Origin of the sequence: Roseburia sp. AM59-24XD (assembly GCF_003478445.1) — a bacterium.
Classification (GTDB): Bacteria; Bacillota; Clostridia; order Lachnospirales; family Lachnospiraceae; genus Jutongia.
This window is the reverse complement of the sequence record NZ_QUET01000008.1, coordinates 1-18,020: the sequence shown is the minus strand read 5'-3', so window position 1 is coordinate 18,020 and position 18,020 is coordinate 1. Positions and strand designations below refer to the sequence as shown.

The window sequence follows — 18,020 nt, the reverse complement described above, 5'->3', positions numbered from 1 at the left end:
CGAATCCTTTCTAATTTATTATCTATGTGCTCCTTTTTCCAGATAAACCAGAAGTACAGAGATATCTGCCGGTGAAACGCCTGATATTCTGGATGCCTGTCCAACAGATGCCGGACGAATTTCGCTCAACTTCTGTTCTGCTTCTTTACGCAGGCTGTATACATCATGATAATCAATATTGTCCGGTATTTTCTTTGTTTCCAATTTGATAAACTGATCTACCTGCCGCATCTGTCTATTAATGTATCCATCATATTTCAATTCAATATTCACCTGCTCTGCAACATCCCGCGGAAGTTCCGGTCGATTGTCATCAATCTCATTTAACAGATCATAAGATAACTCCGGACGTTTCAAAAGCTCCGCCAATGTTGATCCGGACTGCAGTGGAGTACTTTTATGACTTTTCAAAAATGTCTGTACCTTTTCCGATGCGCCAACTGTTGTATCTATTAGGCGATTAATTTCCTCTTTGATCTGAAATTTTTTATAAAGCAGCTGCTGATATCTCTCTTCAGATATCAAACCAATCTCATGACCAATCTCCGTCAACCGAAGATCCGCATTATCCTGTCTGAGAAGAAGTCTATATTCTGCACGGGAAGTCATCATACGATATGGTTCATTCGTTCCCTTCGTGATCAAATCATCGATCAACACACCGATATATGCCTGCGAACGATCTAACACAAGCGGCTCTAACCCTTTAACCTTTCTTGCTGCGTTGATTCCTGCAATAATTCCCTGTGCTGCAGCTTCCTCATATCCGGAGCTTCCATTTGCCTGACCTGCACTGAAAAATCCGGAGATATTTTTAAATTCCAGAGAAGCCTTCAACTGCAGAGGATTAATACAATCATACTCAATTGCATATGCATTGCGAACAATTTCCGCATGCTCCAGGCCCGGTACCGTATGATACATTTTAATCTGTACATCCTCCGGCAGAGAACTGGACATACCACCAATATACATTTCATTTGTATAATTTCCTTCCGGTTCCAGAAATACCTGATGTCTTTCCTTATCGGCAAACCGCACTACCTTATCCTCAATGGACGGACAATATCTCGGTCCGGTTCCCTTAATATTACCGGAATACAAAGGTGACCTGTCAATATTATCCATAATGATTTTATGTGTTTCTTGATTTGTATAAGTTAACCAGCATGAAACCTGTTCTCTCTCCAGATCTTCCGGTGTATTCGTAAATGAAAATGGTACAATATTTTCATCGCCTGTCTGCTCTGCCATCTTGCTAAAATCTACCGTACGCTTATCAACACGAGCCGGGGTACCGGTCTTAAACCGTCTCATCTCAATGCCTAATTTCATCAGATTACCTGTCAGCTCATTGGCTGCAGCCAACCCGTTCGGTCCTGTATATTGACTGACATCTCCATAAATACATCTTGCCTGCAGATATGTTCCGGTAGCCATCACAACTGCATCGCAGGGATACACTGCATTTGAGGTTGTGCGAACTCCTGTCACTTTGTCATTCTCAACCAGTACCTCTGCCACTTCTCCCTGTTTGATCACCAGATTTTCTGTATTTTCCAAAACGTGACGCATGGAATTACTGTATTCCTTTTTATCTGCCTGTGCACGCAGGGAGTGAACCGCCGGTCCCTTTGATGTATTCAGCATCTTTGACTGTATAAATGTACGGTCAATATTTTTTCCCATCTCACCACCAAGTGCGTCAATCTCCTTTACCAGATGTCCCTTTGAACTTCCTCCAACATTTGGATTACATGGCATCATAGCAATACTATCTACACTCACTGTAAATACAAGTGTATGCATTCCAAGTCTCGCTGCCGCCAAAGCCGCCTCACAGCCTGCATGCCCTGCTCCGATCACAACAACATCATATTTATTATATATATAGTTCATTGTTTTTCTCCATTTCTTATTTACCCATACAAAAATCCGAGAATATTTTATTTACTAAATCTTCCGATGCCGTTTCACCATTGATCAATCCCAGACTCCTGTATGCCTCCATCATATCAATTGTATAAAAATCTTCCGGCATTCCATCATCGACCGTCTGCACCACCTGTTTTAAACTATTCACTGCAGCCTCAACTGCATTTCGATGGCGGATACTTGTAAGATAGATCTGATCATTATAGGATATGTTTCCCTTCAAAAATGAATTGGTGATATACTCCTTCAACTGCTCCAATCCCTGCTTTGTTTCATTGGAAAATGGAATCACTGACCAGTTCAACTTCTGCTGCAACTGTTCTTCCTTCAAAACTATATTTAGATCAGATTTATTAAATAAGACAACTCCCTTTTTATCCTGCAACAAATGAATGATCTGTTCGTCCGACTTGTCTAACGATTCACTGGCATCAACCACGTAAATCACAAAATCCGCTTTCGACAGATAATCAACCGCTTTATCCACACCCATATTTTCCACAACATCTTTTGTTTCATGGATTCCCGCCGTATCGATCAAGTTCAGGATAATATTCCCTAAAACAACCTTCTCTTCCAGAACATCTCTTGTTGTTCCTGCAATATTCGTCACGATTGCCCTCTCCTGCTCCAGCATCAGATTCATCAATGACGATTTTCCCGCATTCGGTCTGCCGACAATCACTGTATTGATTCCTTCTGACTTCATTCGTCCATCTTCAAAATTTAGAAGTAATTTATTCAACTGATCAATATGCCCATTTATAATCGTTCGCAGTTTTTCTCCAAATCCTTCCAACGAAATATGTTCCGGATCATCCAATGCTGCCTCAATATATCCCAGATTATGCAAAATATCCTGCCGGATCACTTCGATATATTTTGACACGCTTCCCTCTAACTGATTTAACGCACTCTGATAAGAAAAATCATTTTGCGAAGATATCAATTTCATAACTGCCTCCGCCTGAGACAGATCAATTCTTCCATTTAGAAATGCCCTTTTCGTAAACTCACCCGGCTCCGCCAATCTTACTCCATGATGGAGCAGCTGATTCAATATTTTCTTCACTACATAGTTTCCACCATGTGTATCAATTTCCACAACATCTTCCCTGGTATAACTATTCGGTCCTTTCATCAGGATAACGATAACCTCATCCAGAATATTTTCCTCATCATCCACAATAAGACCATAGTGAACGGTATGTGTATCCTTCTTTATAAAATAATCACTTTTCCAGTCCGAATCCTTTTTCTCATCAGAAAGATATTTTGGGGTTCGAAAAATATCCCCAACTGCGGTAAGAGCATTTTCTCCACTCACTCTGATAATACTGATACCGCCTCCCATTCCACTGGCAATTCCGGCAATCGTATCTTCCTGCATTTTCTATCTCCTTTTCTTTCCATTTTCTGATCAAACCAATTTTTCCAAGTAAAATTCATTCCAATACAGTCAACTTATTAATTTCTTTAAACGATGCAAATTATTTCAAATATACAAAAAGGGACTGATATCCAGCCCCTTTCCAAAATACATTTTACAACTATATTTCAAAACGCAACAACATTTTATTCAATCGTTACTGTCCAAATTTGTGGACATGTCCGTTTTCATGGACAGATTCATTTTGTTACTATTCTTCTGTTGTACTATCTTCAACGCCTGTGCCTGACTCATTTACGTTGCGATCTGCATTGTATTCTCTTTTCTTATAAGAAGAATCTCCATATCTCTTCTTGCGGTATCCGCCACCATTTCTATTGTATGAACGGCCACCGCCATAAGAATACTTTCCTCGTCTCTCATATCCTGTATCAACACCCGGCTTCAAGGTGATCACTACCTTACGATATGGCTCCTCGCCTTCACTGTGAGTCTCTACATATTTATCATTCTGTAATGCGGAATGAATAATTCTTCTCTCATATGGATTCATAGGCTCTAAAAATACCGGACGATGAATTCTCTTTACCTTATGCGCAATATTTTTCGCCAGATTTTCCAATGTCTCCTTACGACGCGCACGATAATTTTCTGTATCGAGCTTGACCTTCATATAACCATCTGTCTCTTTATTCACAACAAGGCTTGTCAGATACTGCAGAGAATCGAGAGTTGCTCCTCTCTTACCGATCAACGGACCCATGTCCTCGCCACTAAATTCGATATTCATAACGTTTTCTTCTTCGTTGATTGCCACTTCAATAGAAGCCTCAATGTTCATTGCCTTGAAAACTTTACTTAAGAAACCGATAGCAATATCCTCAAGTGTAAGCTTCTTACTGGCGCGAATGACTGCCGGCTTACTGAACAGACCAAGGATTCCTGAACTTTCCTTCTCAATTACTTCATATTCCAAGTTTTCTCTGGTTGTTTCTAACTCTACCAAAGCATTGTTAATTGCTTCATCAACTGTTTTTGCTGAAAACTCTTTCCACTCAGACATGATTATTCCTCCTTATACTATTTATCCTCACGATTCAACATATTTGCATATGCTGCAATACTTCCCTCTTTGTAATTGGTGTTTGCTGATTTCTTAATATCCTTTGTACTGCTCTTCTTCGCCTTATCACTGATGCTGCTCTTTCGTTTGTTATCAGAAGAAGCCGCACTTTTCTGCGAAGCCGCATTATTCTTTGCTGCAGTATTGATATTACTTGTTCTTGTCTTTGCCGCTTTCTCCAAAACCGAAGAATCCATACCCATCTTCTCGTACTTCTTCTTCGCCTTTTCAACATTTTCTTTGATCATATCATCCATATTGATCTTACTGAAGTACAGGTTGATACATAACTGCTGGAAAATACGGAATACATTACCGGCAATCCAGTAAATACCCACACCAATAGGAAACATCAAACACATAAAACCAGTCATAAACGGCATTATCGTATTCATTGTCTGCATAGACTGTCCCATCGGATTATCCGTATTTGCTGTCTGCTGCTGTGTTCCGGCCATACTCAGCTTTGTACTGATATACTGTGTAATGATCGATAAAACCGGGATGATCACACTAATCGACTTGATCTTAGGCGTATCTGCAATATTCAGTCCCAGGAAATAATTGATATTTCTCGCCTGATCTGCAGTCTTTGTGATCACACTCGTAAGATCCGGATGATTCTTAATAAGCACATCCCATCCAGCGGAGTTAAACTGAGATAATACATCAATGTAATAATTAATATTACCGGCATCTGACTTTGCAGCCTTTACCGCCTGTGTCACAACATAGGTTGGATTGGAAATATAGCTCTTATCCGCAAGCTGACTTACCGTAACGCCCGCGTCCTGCAGTACCTTTGCCAGATTATCATAAATCGCATATACCTGAGGTACATATGCCGGAATATTGTAAATAACACGATACAATGCAAACAAAATAGGAAGCGTGATCAGCATCGGAAGACATCCGCTTACCGGACTTACTCCATACTTCTGATAAACCGCCTGTGTCTCAAGAGACATCTTCTGCTGTGACTCCTGATCCTTTTTATTCTTGTACTTTGCCTGAATTGCCATCAACTCCGGATTCATAACCGAAGACATCTTTGCGAATTTCTGCTGCTTGATCTGCATCGGTATCATCAACGCATTCACGATAAACGTAAACAATATCATGCAGATACCGGTATTTTCAATACCTACCGTAGATAATACAGAATATATTCCCTGTAATATATAACCAAGTAAACGTGCAATTGGTCCTAAAATTGCACCCTGATATGTTGTCAAAAAAACACTCATCATTCTAAGTCCTCCCGGGCAAGTTGCTCAATGTCTCATATACTGCATACTAATATGATCAGCTATGGTACAGGATCATAACCACCTTTTGCAAAGGGATGGCATCGTAAAATTCGTCTTACAGCTAAAAAACTCCCCTTGAAAAAACCATACTTTTCCAAAGCCTCGATCGCATACTGTGAACAGGTCGGCGTATAAATACAAGTCGGTCTTCCCTTCAGAGGAGAGATAAATTTCTGATATAAATGTATAATAAAAATCAAACTACGTTTCATTCTTGTTATCTCTTTAAAATATTATGCCTTTTACACAAATTTAAAAAAGCGCTCTCTATATCCTGATACTTCTTATCCTTCGTAGCCTTTCTAGCTACAACAACGATATCATATTCTGTCAAAATATTACTTTCCTGTAATCTGATACTTTCTCTGATCAGCCTGGTTGTCCTATGCCTTACCACACTATTTCCTACTTTTTTACTTACTGTGATTCCAAATCTGTTCTCGCCCAAATGATTATCGAGAACATACATTACCAGGTATTTATTGGCATAGGATTTTCCATGGCGATACACATTCAAAAATTCGATATTTTTTCTAATTCTTCTAAACACGATACGTCCCTCTTATAAAGTAGCACTTTATAAATAGAAGAAAAGGTCACAGAACTGCGACCTATGCGGATAATTTATGTCTTCCCTTTGCTCTTCTGCTTAAAATAACTTTTCTGCCATTTGCAGTCCGCATTCTCTTTCTGAAACCATGAACTCTGGCTCTTGACTTCTTCTTAGGCTGGAATGTCATCTTCATTACAATACACCTCCTTGATTCATATTACATAAAATCACATGTATCTCATATTATATTATGAAGTATTTGAATAGTCAAGCCCTAATTTTCATATTTTACGCATATTTTCATATCATATTCTCTCTGGGGATAATGTGGATAGCAATTTTTTCACTTGTCCACATGTGCATTGTTTTTTCGATTTATCAACATTGATGTATTTATATAGGAAGAAACACCATTCATTCTATTTTAGTCTCACAAATGTTACTAACAATTTTCACAAGAGACAGAGATAGAAAAAACACATTCTCAACTCCCTGTTTATGCTATTCTACGACTGTGGATAGAACATATATTCATTCTACAGTTATAAACATTTTATGCACAAATTGTGGATAAATCACAATATACCCACAGACTTATCCACAAAGTTATCCACAATTGTTAAAAACTCCACAATAATGCCTACTTTCAGAGTTATCCACAATATTCACAAAGTTTTCCACAATTATGCCATTCTATGTGGATTGATGTTTATTATTATATTCACGAATGATTATTACTCCTCGACCTGCTATTCACTGATGTTTATTACTTTATCCTTGTATTTTATCCTCATATGATATAAAATAGATAAGAATAGACAAGCAAATTCAATGGATTTTCTCATAACTGGCTGCTTGTCCATTTGTTTCTATATGCAAGAAACAAAAGCATTATAACTTTTAGAAATGGGGTACTTTGAAGTGGAAAACGAACTTTATGAAAAATGGGACGAGATTCTTGAGAATATGAGGGTCAATTTTGATATATCAGATCCCGCCTTCAATACTTTTATTAAGATTTTGAAAGTGCACTCCATTTCCGGTAAGAATCTTACGATCCTTATTGACGATGCCAAGGTCGGAAGTAACAAGAGTTTCATTGAGAAGCGCTACAGCACCTTCCTTCAGGTTACGATTGAAGAAATGACGAATATCAAGTATGATATTACTTATATTTCTAAAAACGAAATTAATACTACTCCTGTAGAGACCTATACGAACAATTCTCTACCGAATAAGGATCATCCATTTATCAGTTCCAAATACACCTTCGATAACTTTGTCGTGGGTGATAATAATGATTATGCACACGCTGCATCCTTAAAGGTCGCAGAAGAGCCCGGAGATATTTACAATCCTCTGTTTATTTATGGAGGCGCCGGTCTCGGAAAGACTCACCTCATGCATGCGATCGGTAACTACATTATTGACCGCGACAATACACAGCGTGTCGTATATGTTACCAGTGAGTCCTTCGTCAATGAGATTGTCGAAGCGATCCGTGACAAAAAGGGCGACGGTTCCAATTCCATGCAGGAATTCCGTAATAAATACCGCAATGTAGATGTCCTGCTGATCGATGATATCCAGTTTATCATTGGTAAGGAAACCATGCAGCAGGAATTCTTTCATACATTTAACCATCTCTACGAGTCACAGAAGCAGATCGTGATATCTTCCGATAAGCACCCTGCTACGATGAAGACTCTCGAGGAGCGTCTTCGTTCCCGTTTCGAGATGGGTCTTACTGTTGATATCAAACCACCGACATACGAGACACGTATGGCGATCCTGCGCCGAAAGGTTCAGGAAGAGAATCTGTCTATCGATGACAGCATCCTTGATTTTATCGCCTCAAATGTTTCTTCGAATATCAGAGAGCTTCAGGGTGCCATCACAAAGGTGATTGCTTTCTCCAAGCTGCGCCACAATGACATCACTATGGACCTTGCCAAGCAGGCATTATCCGATATGATTGCTCCTGATAAGAAGAAGGAAATCACGATAGACTACATTATTGAGACAGTAGCGGATCATTTTAATATTTCTACGAATGACCTGCTTTCCAGTAAGCGCAGCAGCAACATCTCCCACCCGAGACAGATCTGCATGTACCTTTGCTGTGAGCTGACCAATAACACCTTAGATGTTATCAAGAAGCATCTTAATAGAAAGGATCATTCTACCATTATCCATGGCAGGGACAATATTAAGAAGCTTTTAGAAGATCCGGATGCCAATCAGAAGGTTGTCAAGGATATTGACATCCTCATTAAAAAGATTAATCCACAATAAGAATTCCACATATCAACAATTTTTGTGAAAAGATTTTTTGAGGATTCCGGCATCAAAATAGAGCATGTTGATAAGTCGAGATAATTTCACAGCTAATCTTAGCTTATTCCTGAGGTTATCCCCGTAGCTCGTCCATTTATTTTTAAGGCTGAACGCGGTTATGCACTTATCAACGCCCCCTAATACTACTACGACTACAAAATATTATTTATTTATGCAGAATTTTCTTGGCTTTGCTTTGAAAGGAGTTATCAACATGAACATTATTTGCGACAAGTCTAAACTGTTGGAAGGCATCAATATATCTTTGAAGGCTATTCCAGGTAAATCAACCATGGCAATTCTGGAATGCATGGTCATTGAAGCAAAGGATGGTATCATTAAGTTAATATCAAATGATCTTGAGATTGGTATCGAAACCATAATCGAAGGTGAGATCAAAGAACCGGGATCTATTGCAGTCAATGCAAAGGTCTTTTTCGAAATTATTCGTAAGTTACCATATAATGAAGTTACAATCTCCGTAAATGAAAATCTTACAATGAACATTACCTGCGGTAAGGCAAAGTTCAACATTCCGGTAAAGGATACCGAGGAGTTCCCATATTTACCAAAGATTGTAAAAGATAAAAGTGTCCTTATCTCCCAGTTTACCTTAAAGGAAGTTATACATCAGACCGTATTTTCCATTTCAGACAACGAGAATACAAAGGTCATGACCGGTGAACTTTTCGAGATTAAAGGTTCTCAGTTGAAGGTAGTGTCTCTTGACGGTCACAGAATTTCTATCCGTAAAGTAGACCTTAAGGAACAGTATGACGATGTCAGCGTTATTATTCCGGGTAAAACACTGATCGAGATTAGTAAGATCTTAAATGGTGGTCTTGATGATGAAATTTGTATGTACTTTACGGACAAACATGTTTTATTTGAATTTGACAATACAATCGTACTCTCCCGTCTTATTGAAGGAGAATACTACAAAATTGATAAAATGTTATCCAGTGATTATGAAACTAAAATAACAGTTAATAAAAAAGACCTGTTCGACTGTATTGACCGTACGACTCTGATGATCCGTGAGTCAGAGAAGAAACCGGTTATCATTGATATCAAGGATACCAGTATGAGTCTTGCTATCAATTCCGGTATTGGTTCCATGTCTGAGGACATTGATATTTCAAAAGAGGGTAAGGATATTCTCATCGGATTCAATCCTAAATTTCTGATGGATGCTTTAAAGGTGATTGATGAAGAAGAGATTACAATGTATATGATTAACCCAAAGGCACCTTGTTTTATCAGAAACATGGATGAAACCTATGTTTATCTGATACTGCCTGTCAACTTTAATTAGTTTTGGAGGAATGTGAAATGGAAGCAATTCAGATATCGGATGATTATATCAAACTTGGTCAGGCATTGAAACTGGCAAATCTGGTAAGTTCCGGTGTAGAAGCCAAAATTGTGATTCAGGATGGTCTTGTTAAAGTAAATGGTGAAGTAGACACCCGTAGAGGAAGAAAGCTTTACCCACAGGATGTCTTTGAATTTGAAGGACAGCAGGTTACGGTATTGGCAGAATAATTTAATGATATATTAAATTTATAATAATGGATAAAATGATTTAGACATATAAAGTTATAATTATTTAATTTTAGAAAGGATTTCAGATGAATGCGGATTGATCATGTTGAGATTTGTAATTTTCGAAATTATGAGAAGGCAAAGCTGGACTTTCATGAGCATATCAACGTTTTGTATGGTGACAATGCCCAGGGCAAAACAAATATTTTGGAATCTATATTTGTAAGTGGTACTACCAAGTCCCACAAAGGAAGTAAGGACCGGGAGTTGATCCGAATCGGACAGGAAGAGGCACATATCCGCGTACTTTTGACGAAAAATGACATATCTCACAGGATTGATATGCATTTACGGAAGAACAAACCGAAGGGAATTGCAATTGACGGCATACCAATACGCCGTTCCAGTGAATTGATGGGACTGATCAACATTATATTTTTCTCGCCGGAGGACTTGAAGATCGTCAAAAACGGTCCCTCCGAAAGACGAAGATTCATCAATATGGAGTTGAGTCAGTTGGATCATGTGTATCTTCATGATCTTGGCGAGTATAACAAGATTTTGAATCAAAGAAATAAACTGCTCAAGCAGATTTATTATAATCCGTCTCTGAAGGATACTTTGGAGATATGGGATGAACAGCTTTTGGACTATGGGTGTCGTCTGATCAGGCGGCGCAGGGAATTTGTGGAACAGTTAAAAGAGATTGTTTATCACATTAACCAGAAGCTGACCGGCGGAAGAGAACAGCTGTCTGTTCGCTATGAGCCGGATGCAGGGGAGAATGAATTTGAAAAAAAACTAAAAGACAATACGGAAAAGGATCTCCGGTTTATGACCACAAATGTGGGACCACATAGGGATGATCTGAGTTTCTTTAACGGGGATGTGGATCTGCGCAAGTACGGATCCCAGGGACAGCAAAGAACTTGTGCTTTATCCCTGAAGTTGGCGGAGATTGAGTTGGTAAGACAGCTGATTCATGATCAGCCAATCCTGTTATTGGACGATGTTTTGTCGGAGCTTGACCGCAACCGGCAGAATTATCTGTTGGATAGTATCCAGGACACACAGACGATCATAACATGTACGGGGTTGGAGGAGTTTATTGACGGTAGCTGACGCTGGACAGGGTCTTTCGTGTTGTTGATGGTACTATAAGTGTAGAGTAAAAATTATATGAAAACGCAGTCAATAGTGAAGTTTTTATAGAAAAGAGGAAAAATATGGGAACAGAAGTGAACAATGAATATGGAGCAGATCAGATCCAGATTTTGGAGGGATTGGAAGCCGTTAGAAAAAGACCCGGAATGTATATAGGCAGCACCTCTATCCGTGGTCTTCATCATCTCGTATATGAGATTGTGGATAATTCCGTAGACGAAGCATTGGCTGGATATTGTACAGAGATCAATGTATCGATCGAGAAGGATAATTCTATAACTGTCATTGATAATGGACGTGGCATTCCGGTTGGTATCAATCATAAAGCCAATAAACCTGCCGTTGAAGTTGTATTCACTGTTCTTCATGCGGGCGGAAAGTTTGGCGGCGGCGGATATAAGGTATCCGGTGGTCTGCATGGTGTAGGTGCTTCTGTTGTAAATGCGCTGTCAGAATGGCTTGAGGTAAAGATACACAAAGACGGCAAGCTTTATCAGCAGCGTTATGAGCGTGGTAAGGTAATGTATCCACTCAAAGAAATCGGTACTACAGATCACAATGGTACGGAGGTGCGTTTTCTTCCGGATAAGGAAATCTTTGAGGAGACCGAATTTGATTACAATACACTCAGACAGCGTCTCAGAGAGATGGCATTTCTGACCAAAGGAATTAAAATAGTACTTCGTGATAACCGGCTGGAAGAGCCGAAGATCCGTACCTTCCACTATGAGGGTGGTATCAAGGAGTATGTGGAATATCTGAATAAAAGCAAAGAAAATCTTTATAATGATATCATTTATTGTGAGGGACAGCGCGGGGATGTTTATGTGGAGGTTGCTCTGCAGCATAACGATTCTTATCAGGAATCTACTTACAGCTTTGTTAATAACATTACGACACCGGAGGGTGGTACTCATCTTACCGGTTTCCGCAATGCAATCACAAAGACATTTAATGACTACGCACGTAGTATGAAATTGTTGAAAGACAGTGATCCAAACCTCAGCGGTGAGGATCTTCGTGAAGGCCTGACAGCAATCATCAGTATCAAAATATCAGAGCCTCAGTTTGAGGGACAGACAAAACAAAAGCTTGGAAACAGTGAGGCGAGAGGTGCAGTTGAATCCGTTGTATCGGAGCAGCTTACATATTTTCTGGAGCAGAATCCTTCCATCGCAAAAATTATCTGCGATAAGGCAGTGCTTGCACAGAGAGCAAGAGATGCTGCAAGAAAGGCAAGAGATCTGACCAGAAGAAAAACAGCGTTAGACAGCACAACACTTCCCGGTAAACTTGCCGACTGCAGTGACAAGGATCCGAAGAACTGCGAGATCTACATCGTAGAGGGTGATTCCGCCGGTGGAAGTGCCAAGACTGCCAGAAACCGTGCAACGCAGGCAATACTTCCTCTTCGTGGAAAGATTCTGAATGTAGAAAAAGCACGTCTGGATCGTATTCTCGGCAACGCAGAAATTAAAGCGATGATCACTGCATTTGGTACAGGTATCGATGAAGATTTTGATATCAGCAAGCTGCGTTATGACAAGATTGTTATCATGACCGATGCCGATGTCGATGGTGCGCATATTGCAACTCTGATGCTGACCTTCCTGTATCGATTCATGCCGGAGCTGATCCGCCAGGGACATGTGTATCTTGCAAAGCCACCACTTTACAAGATTGAGAAAAATAAAATGGTTCGTTATGCCTATGATGACAAGGAACTCGATGAGATCCTTACTGAGATTGGCAGAGACGGCAATAACAAGATTCAGCGTTACAAAGGATTGGGCGAGATGGACGCAGAACAGCTCTGGGATACCACCATGGATCCGGAGAAGCGTATTTTGCTGCGTGTGACGATTGAAGAGGGAACGGAATCTGAGATTGATGTTGTATTTAACACACTCATGGGTGACAAGGTAGAGCCACGCCGTGAATTTATTGAGGAAAATGCACAGTATGTAACTAATCTGGATATTTAATAAACAGACGCCTGGTAATTTGTGAATTTGGATCTGATTTTCACGCTTTAATGTGAATCAGCAGAAAGTTGAGGAAAAAATGGACGAGAATATCTTTGATAAAGTTCATGAGGTTGATCTTCGTAAGAAAATGGAGACCTCTTATATTGATTATGCGATGTCAGTTATTGCATCCAGAGCACTCCCTGATGTAAGAGACGGTTTGAAGCCGGTTCAGAGACGTATTTTGTATGCAATGATTGAATTGAATAACGGACCGGATAAGCCGCACCGTAAATGTGCCCGTATCGTTGGTGATACCATGGGTAAATATCATCCACACGGTGACAGCTCTATTTATGGTGCATTGGTAAATCTTGCACAGGAATGGTCCACACATTATCCACTCGTGGATGGTCATGGAAATTTTGGTTCCGTCGATGGTGATGGAGCAGCAGCGATGCGATATACAGAGGCGAGACTGAGCAAGATTTCCATGGAAATGCTTGCGGATATCAACAAGGACACCGTAGATTTTGACCCGAACTTCGATGAGACGGAGAAAGAACCTCGCGTGCTCCCGTCAAGATTTCCGAATCTTTTAGTAAATGGTACCTCCGGTATTGCGGTAGGTATGGCTACGAACATTCCTCCACACAATCTTACCGAGGTTATCAACGCTGTCGTAAAGATGATCGACAACGTTGTGGAAGAGGATCGTGAGACAACGATCGAAGAACTGATGCAGATCATTAAGGGACCGGATTTTCCTACAGGTGCAGAAATTCTCGGTACCAGAGGTATTGAGGAGTCCTATCGTACCGGTCGTGGAAAAATCCGCGTGCGTGCGGTCAGCACGATCGAGCCAATGGAGAACGGCAAGAGTCGTATCGTTGTGACTGAGCTTCCGTACATGGTGAATAAAGCACGACTGATCGAGAAAATCAGTGAATTACATAGAGAAAAGAAAGTCGAGGGAATCACAGATCTTCGTGATGAGACAAACCGTGAGGGTATGCGTATTTGTATCGAACTTCGACGAGATGTGAATCCGAATGTTGTATTAAATCAGCTTTATAAACATACACAGATGCAGGACACCTTCGGTGTAATTATGCTTGCACTTGTAAACAATCAGCCAATGGTTATGAACCTCAAGCAGATGCTGGAATATTACATCAAGCATCAGGAAGAGGTTGTAACAAGACGTACACAATTTGATCTGAACAAGGCTGAGGAAAAAGCTCATATTATAGAAGGTCAGCTGATCGCATTGGATAATATTGACGAAGTTATCCAGATTATCCGCAGCTCTAAGACGACCACTGAAGCAAAGGAACGCTTATGCTCACGTTTTGGTCTTTCCGATGCACAGTCACAGGCAATTGTAGATATGCGTCTGCGTGCTCTGACAGGTTTGGAAAGAGATAAGCTGGAAGCAGAGTATGCAGAACTGCAGAAGAAGATTACAGAATATAAGGCAATTCTTGCCGACAAGAAAGTACTTCTTGGCGTCATCAAAACAGAGATCACATTGATCCGTGACAAGTATGGCGATGAAAGAAAAACCGCTATCGGTTATGATGAATTTGATATTTCCATGGAGGATCTCATTCCGCAGGAGAATACGATCATTACTATGACCTCTCTGGGCTATGTGAAGAGAATGAGTGTGGATAACTTCAAGAGTCAGCATCGCGGTGGTAAGGGAATCCGCGGCATGCAGACCATTGATGAGGATTATATAGCGGATATGCTTATGACGACAACACATCACTATCTGATGTTCTTTACAAACAAGGGACGCGTTTATCGTTTGAAAGCATATGAGATACCGGAGTCCAGCCGTACGGCGAGAGGAACAGCAATCATTAACCTGCTGCAGTTAACGCCGGGTGAGAAGATCAACGCTGTAATTCCAATTCGTACTTACGATGAGAATAGGTACTTGTTTATGGCAACCAAGAAGGGTATCGTTAAGAAAACATCCATTAAGGATTTTGCAAATATCCGTAAAACAGGACTTCAGGCAATTAACCTTCGCGATGATGATGAACTCATCGAAGTAAAATCAACAAACCGCAAGAAGGATATTATCCTTGTGACAAAGCATGGACAATGTATTCGTTTTCATGAGAGCGACGTGCGTCCGACAGGCCGTGCTACCATGGGTGTGATTGGTATGAATCTGACCTATGATGATGAGGTTGTTGGAATGCAGCTTGATACACAGGGCGATTATCTTATGCTCGTATCTGAGTATGGTATGGGTAAGAGAACCCGCATCGAAGAGTTTGCACCACAGCACAGAGGCGGAAAGGGTATTAAGTGTTATAAGATCACGGAGAAGACAGGAAATGTTGTTAGTGTCAAAGCTGTAAATGAAGAAAACGAAATTATGTTGATTACAACAGAGGGAATTATTATCCAGATGAGAGTCGATGAGATTTCCGTACTGGGTCGTATTACCTCCGGTGTGAAACTTATTGATCTGGATCCCAACCAGGATATTGTTGTTGCAACAATGGCAAAGGTAAGAGATTCCCAGCCATCTGACGCAAAAGACAGCTTTCTCGAAGAAATGGAAAATGAAATGAGACAGAATGAAGAGGAAGCGGACGAAGAAGATGTCATCGGTGATTCAGACGACGAACAGGAATAATGTTATCAGAGAGGATGAAAATATGAGAACCATTTCTACAGATGAGATAATAAAGAATATCAAGGAAATGTGTATAGAGGCAAATTATTATCTCTCAGATGATATGAAGCAGAAGATTGATCATGCCTGCCAGATGGAGGAATCTCCCCTTGGCAGACAGATTTTAAGTCAGCTGGAGGAAAATATGCAGATTGCCGAGGATAATCAGATACCGATCTGTCAGGATACCGGAATGGCAGTTGTATTTCTGAAGATCGGGCAGGATGTCCATATTGAAGGAATGAATCTGGAGGATGCTGTTAATGAAGGAATCCGTCAGGGCTATGTAGAAGGATATCTGCGTAAATCTGTTGTTGGTGATCCTTTACTTCGCAAAAACACAGAGGACAATACACCGGGCATTATTCACTATGAGATCGTTCCGGGAGAGAACATTGAGATTACCGTTGCACCAAAAGGCTTTGGCAGCGAGAATATGAGCCGTGTATATATGTTAAAGCCGGCAGACGGTATTGATGGAGTCAAAGAAGCTGTATTAGATGCAGTAAAGCTTGCAGGTCCCAATGCCTGTCCTCCGCTGGTAGTCGGCGTAGGTATTGGCGGTACCTTTGAAAAGTGTGCCCTTTTAGCCAAGAAAGCGTTGACAAGAGATACAAATGTGCATAACTCTATTCCATATGTGAAAGAAATGGAAGAAGACATTCTTGAAAAAATCAATAATATGGGGATAGGTCCGGCTGGGCTTGGTGGACGTATTACCGCACTGGCAGTCAATATTGAAACGTATCCGACACATATTGCAGGGCTGCCGGTTGCAGTAAATATGTGCTGTCATGTTAACAGACACAAAAGCCGTATTATTTAAAAACATAAACTATAATTATTATATTATAGAAGATAAAGAGGACACAGGAATACAGTGTTTGTTATTCCTGTTATTTACATGATAATATTATACCTGTGACCAATAATTTACGGGCTGAGAAAGGAATGCATGAGTATTATGTCAGAAAAATATATAAATGCACCAATCACAAAAAAAGACATAGATAATCTTGCAGCAGGAGATATGGTCTATATTTCAGGCACGATTTATACTGCCAGAGATGCTGCACACAAAAGATTATATGAAACAATTCTGGAAGAAAAGGATATTCCTCTGGAATTAGAGAACAATATCATATATTACCTTGGTCCGTCTCCGGCAAGAGAAGGGCAGGTGATCGGCTCTGCAGGTCCGACAACCAGCAGTCGTATGGATAAATATACTCCACTTATGTTGCAGCATGGTCTAAAAGGAATGATCGGAAAAGGAAAACGTTCTGAGCAGGTCATTTCTTCCATGAAAGAAAACGGCGCGGTCTATTTTGCCGCTATCGGTGGTGCAGGTGCATTATTATCAAAATGTATCAAGAAGGCGGAAGTAATCGCCTATGAGGATCTGGGAACAGAAGCAATCAGAAAGCTTGAAGTGGAAAATTTACCGGCTATCGTTGTGATCGATCATAAAGGAAATAACCTGTATGAGACAGCTACACAAAAATATTCCAGATAAATAATAAAAAAAGATTGACAAGTAGTTATAAACTTGGTATACTAATTTTTGTTCGACATTTGTTGTCGTCCGGAGAAGTACTCAAGTGGCTGAAGAGGCGCCCCTGCTAAGGGTGTAGGTCGTTCGCGCGGCGCGAGGGTTCAAATCCCTCCTTCTCCGTTACACAGTGAGTTACATCATACTGTGTTTTTTTACGCTCAAAAGTCGTTGATAACACTACTGAGTTTTGGTTTCCAGATTGGGAATCTTTTCTACAAAACGGTCGGAAGACGAGAGTTTGTAGAAAAATAAAAAAACTTGAAAAAAAGTGTTGACAACTTTGAAAAAGCGTGATAATATATATCTCGCTGACGCAGAAAAGAGTCAGTCAGAAACAAGCGGGAACGCTTGAGAGAAGCTTGATAATTGAACAGTAAAACAACCCTGAAAATTCTAATAAAAGATGTGAATCACATCTTAAAAAAGATTTTCAAGATCAAAAC

The 18,020-nt window shown here is 40.2% G+C and carries 15 protein-coding genes and 1 tRNA gene; 9 read left to right on the top strand and 7 right to left on the bottom strand.

Annotation, left to right across the window (positions count from 1 at the left end):
* Positions 1-18 precede the first annotated feature (18 nt).
* From mnmG to rpmH, 7 genes are all read right to left on the bottom strand, one after another.
* The gene (gene mnmG / locus DXA20_RS05060; RefSeq protein WP_118559534.1) at positions 19-1,899 is read right to left on the bottom strand and encodes a tRNA uridine-5-carboxymethylaminomethyl(34) synthesis enzyme MnmG; all 1,881 of its coding nucleotides are present in this window, start codon (positions 1,897-1,899) and stop codon (positions 19-21) included.
* Between the two features lie 16 nt (positions 1,900-1,915).
* A complete protein-coding gene (gene mnmE, locus DXA20_RS05055; protein ID WP_022305637.1) occupies positions 1,916-3,325 on the bottom strand; it encodes a tRNA uridine-5-carboxymethylaminomethyl(34) synthesis GTPase MnmE in 1,410 nt (469 codons plus the stop codon).
* 250 nt (positions 3,326-3,575) lie between these two features.
* Complete coding sequence (gene jag, locus DXA20_RS05050) at positions 3,576-4,388, bottom strand: RNA-binding cell elongation regulator Jag/EloR (RefSeq protein WP_022305638.1); 813 nt, start codon at positions 4,386-4,388, stop codon at positions 3,576-3,578.
* A 17-nt stretch (positions 4,389-4,405) separates the two neighbouring features.
* Positions 4,406-5,698, bottom strand: a complete 1,293-nt coding sequence (locus DXA20_RS05045) for a YidC/Oxa1 family membrane protein insertase (RefSeq protein ID WP_118559533.1) — start codon at positions 5,696-5,698, stop codon at positions 4,406-4,408.
* Between the two features lie 59 nt (positions 5,699-5,757).
* Positions 5,758-5,970, bottom strand: coding sequence for a membrane protein insertion efficiency factor YidD (gene yidD / locus DXA20_RS05040; protein WP_022305640.1), 213 nt, complete (start codon positions 5,968-5,970; stop codon positions 5,758-5,760).
* 5 nt (positions 5,971-5,975) lie between these two features.
* Positions 5,976-6,308: a ribonuclease P protein component gene (gene rnpA / locus DXA20_RS05035; RefSeq protein ID WP_022305641.1), complete on the bottom strand. Its 333-nt coding sequence runs from the start codon at positions 6,306-6,308 to the stop codon at positions 5,976-5,978.
* Between the two features lie 61 nt (positions 6,309-6,369).
* The gene (gene rpmH / locus DXA20_RS05030) at positions 6,370-6,504 is read right to left on the bottom strand and encodes a 50S ribosomal protein L34 (RefSeq protein WP_022305642.1); all 135 of its coding nucleotides are present in this window, start codon (positions 6,502-6,504) and stop codon (positions 6,370-6,372) included.
* 728 nt (positions 6,505-7,232) lie between these two features.
* On the opposite strand from rpmH, the gene dnaA reads away from it, so the two are divergent.
* The 9 genes from dnaA (at position 7,233) to DXA20_RS04985 (ending at position 17,697) form a co-directional block, all read left to right on the top strand.
* A complete protein-coding gene (gene dnaA, locus DXA20_RS05025; protein WP_243100544.1) occupies positions 7,233-8,606 on the top strand; it encodes a chromosomal replication initiator protein DnaA in 1,374 nt (457 codons plus the stop codon).
* Positions 8,607-8,862: 256 nt separating this feature from the next.
* A complete protein-coding gene (dnaN, locus tag DXA20_RS05020) occupies positions 8,863-9,963 on the top strand; it encodes a DNA polymerase III subunit beta (RefSeq protein ID WP_118559531.1) in 1,101 nt (366 codons plus the stop codon).
* A 17-nt stretch (positions 9,964-9,980) separates the two neighbouring features.
* Positions 9,981-10,193, top strand: coding sequence for an RNA-binding S4 domain-containing protein (locus DXA20_RS05015; RefSeq protein WP_118559530.1), 213 nt, complete (start codon positions 9,981-9,983; stop codon positions 10,191-10,193).
* Between the two features lie 90 nt (positions 10,194-10,283).
* A complete protein-coding gene (gene recF / locus DXA20_RS05010) occupies positions 10,284-11,315 on the top strand; it encodes a DNA replication/repair protein RecF (RefSeq protein ID WP_330420647.1) in 1,032 nt (343 codons plus the stop codon).
* A gap of 104 nt (positions 11,316-11,419) precedes the next feature.
* A complete protein-coding gene (gene gyrB, locus DXA20_RS05005) occupies positions 11,420-13,342 on the top strand; it encodes a DNA topoisomerase (ATP-hydrolyzing) subunit B (RefSeq protein ID WP_118559529.1) in 1,923 nt (640 codons plus the stop codon).
* A 79-nt stretch (positions 13,343-13,421) separates the two neighbouring features.
* Positions 13,422-15,983, top strand: coding sequence for a DNA gyrase subunit A (gene gyrA / locus DXA20_RS05000; RefSeq protein WP_118559528.1), 2,562 nt, complete (start codon positions 13,422-13,424; stop codon positions 15,981-15,983).
* Between the two features lie 22 nt (positions 15,984-16,005).
* The gene (locus DXA20_RS04995; RefSeq protein WP_118559607.1) at positions 16,006-16,848 is read left to right on the top strand and encodes a fumarate hydratase; all 843 of its coding nucleotides are present in this window, start codon (positions 16,006-16,008) and stop codon (positions 16,846-16,848) included.
* 138 nt (positions 16,849-16,986) lie between these two features.
* Positions 16,987-17,538, top strand: coding sequence for a Fe-S-containing hydro-lyase (locus DXA20_RS04990; protein ID WP_118559606.1), 552 nt, complete (start codon positions 16,987-16,989; stop codon positions 17,536-17,538).
* Between the two features lie 71 nt (positions 17,539-17,609).
* Positions 17,610-17,697 (top strand) — tRNA-Ser (locus DXA20_RS04985).
* The last annotated feature ends 323 nt before the right edge of the window (positions 17,698-18,020 follow it).

What these genes read in the sequence shown, in the direction of transcription:
- DXA20_RS04990 (WP_118559606.1), top strand. Translation starts at nt 16,987, where the DNA reads ATGTCAGAAAAATATATAAATGCACCAATCACAAAAAAAGACATAGAT.
- gyrA (WP_118559528.1), top strand. Translation starts at nt 13,422, where the DNA reads ATGGACGAGAATATCTTTGATAAAGTTCATGAGGTTGATCTTCGTAAG.
- mnmG (WP_118559534.1), bottom strand. Translation starts at nt 1,899, where the DNA reads ATGAACTATATATATAATAAATATGATGTTGTTGTGATCGGAGCAGGG.
- dnaN (WP_118559531.1), top strand. Translation starts at nt 8,863, where the DNA reads ATGAACATTATTTGCGACAAGTCTAAACTGTTGGAAGGCATCAATATA.
- recF (WP_330420647.1), top strand. Translation starts at nt 10,284, where the DNA reads ATGCGGATTGATCATGTTGAGATTTGTAATTTTCGAAATTATGAGAAG.
- DXA20_RS04995 (WP_118559607.1), top strand. Translation starts at nt 16,006, where the DNA reads ATGAGAACCATTTCTACAGATGAGATAATAAAGAATATCAAGGAAATG.
- DXA20_RS05045 (WP_118559533.1), bottom strand. Translation starts at nt 5,698, where the DNA reads ATGATGAGTGTTTTTTTGACAACATATCAGGGTGCAATTTTAGGACCA.
- yidD (WP_022305640.1), bottom strand. Translation starts at nt 5,970, where the DNA reads ATGAAACGTAGTTTGATTTTTATTATACATTTATATCAGAAATTTATC.
- DXA20_RS05015 (WP_118559530.1), top strand. Translation starts at nt 9,981, where the DNA reads ATGGAAGCAATTCAGATATCGGATGATTATATCAAACTTGGTCAGGCA.
- rpmH (WP_022305642.1), bottom strand. Translation starts at nt 6,504, where the DNA reads ATGAAGATGACATTCCAGCCTAAGAAGAAGTCAAGAGCCAGAGTTCAT.
- mnmE (WP_022305637.1), bottom strand. Translation starts at nt 3,325, where the DNA reads ATGCAGGAAGATACGATTGCCGGAATTGCCAGTGGAATGGGAGGCGGT.
- gyrB (WP_118559529.1), top strand. Translation starts at nt 11,420, where the DNA reads ATGGGAACAGAAGTGAACAATGAATATGGAGCAGATCAGATCCAGATT.
- jag (WP_022305638.1), bottom strand. Translation starts at nt 4,388, where the DNA reads ATGTCTGAGTGGAAAGAGTTTTCAGCAAAAACAGTTGATGAAGCAATT.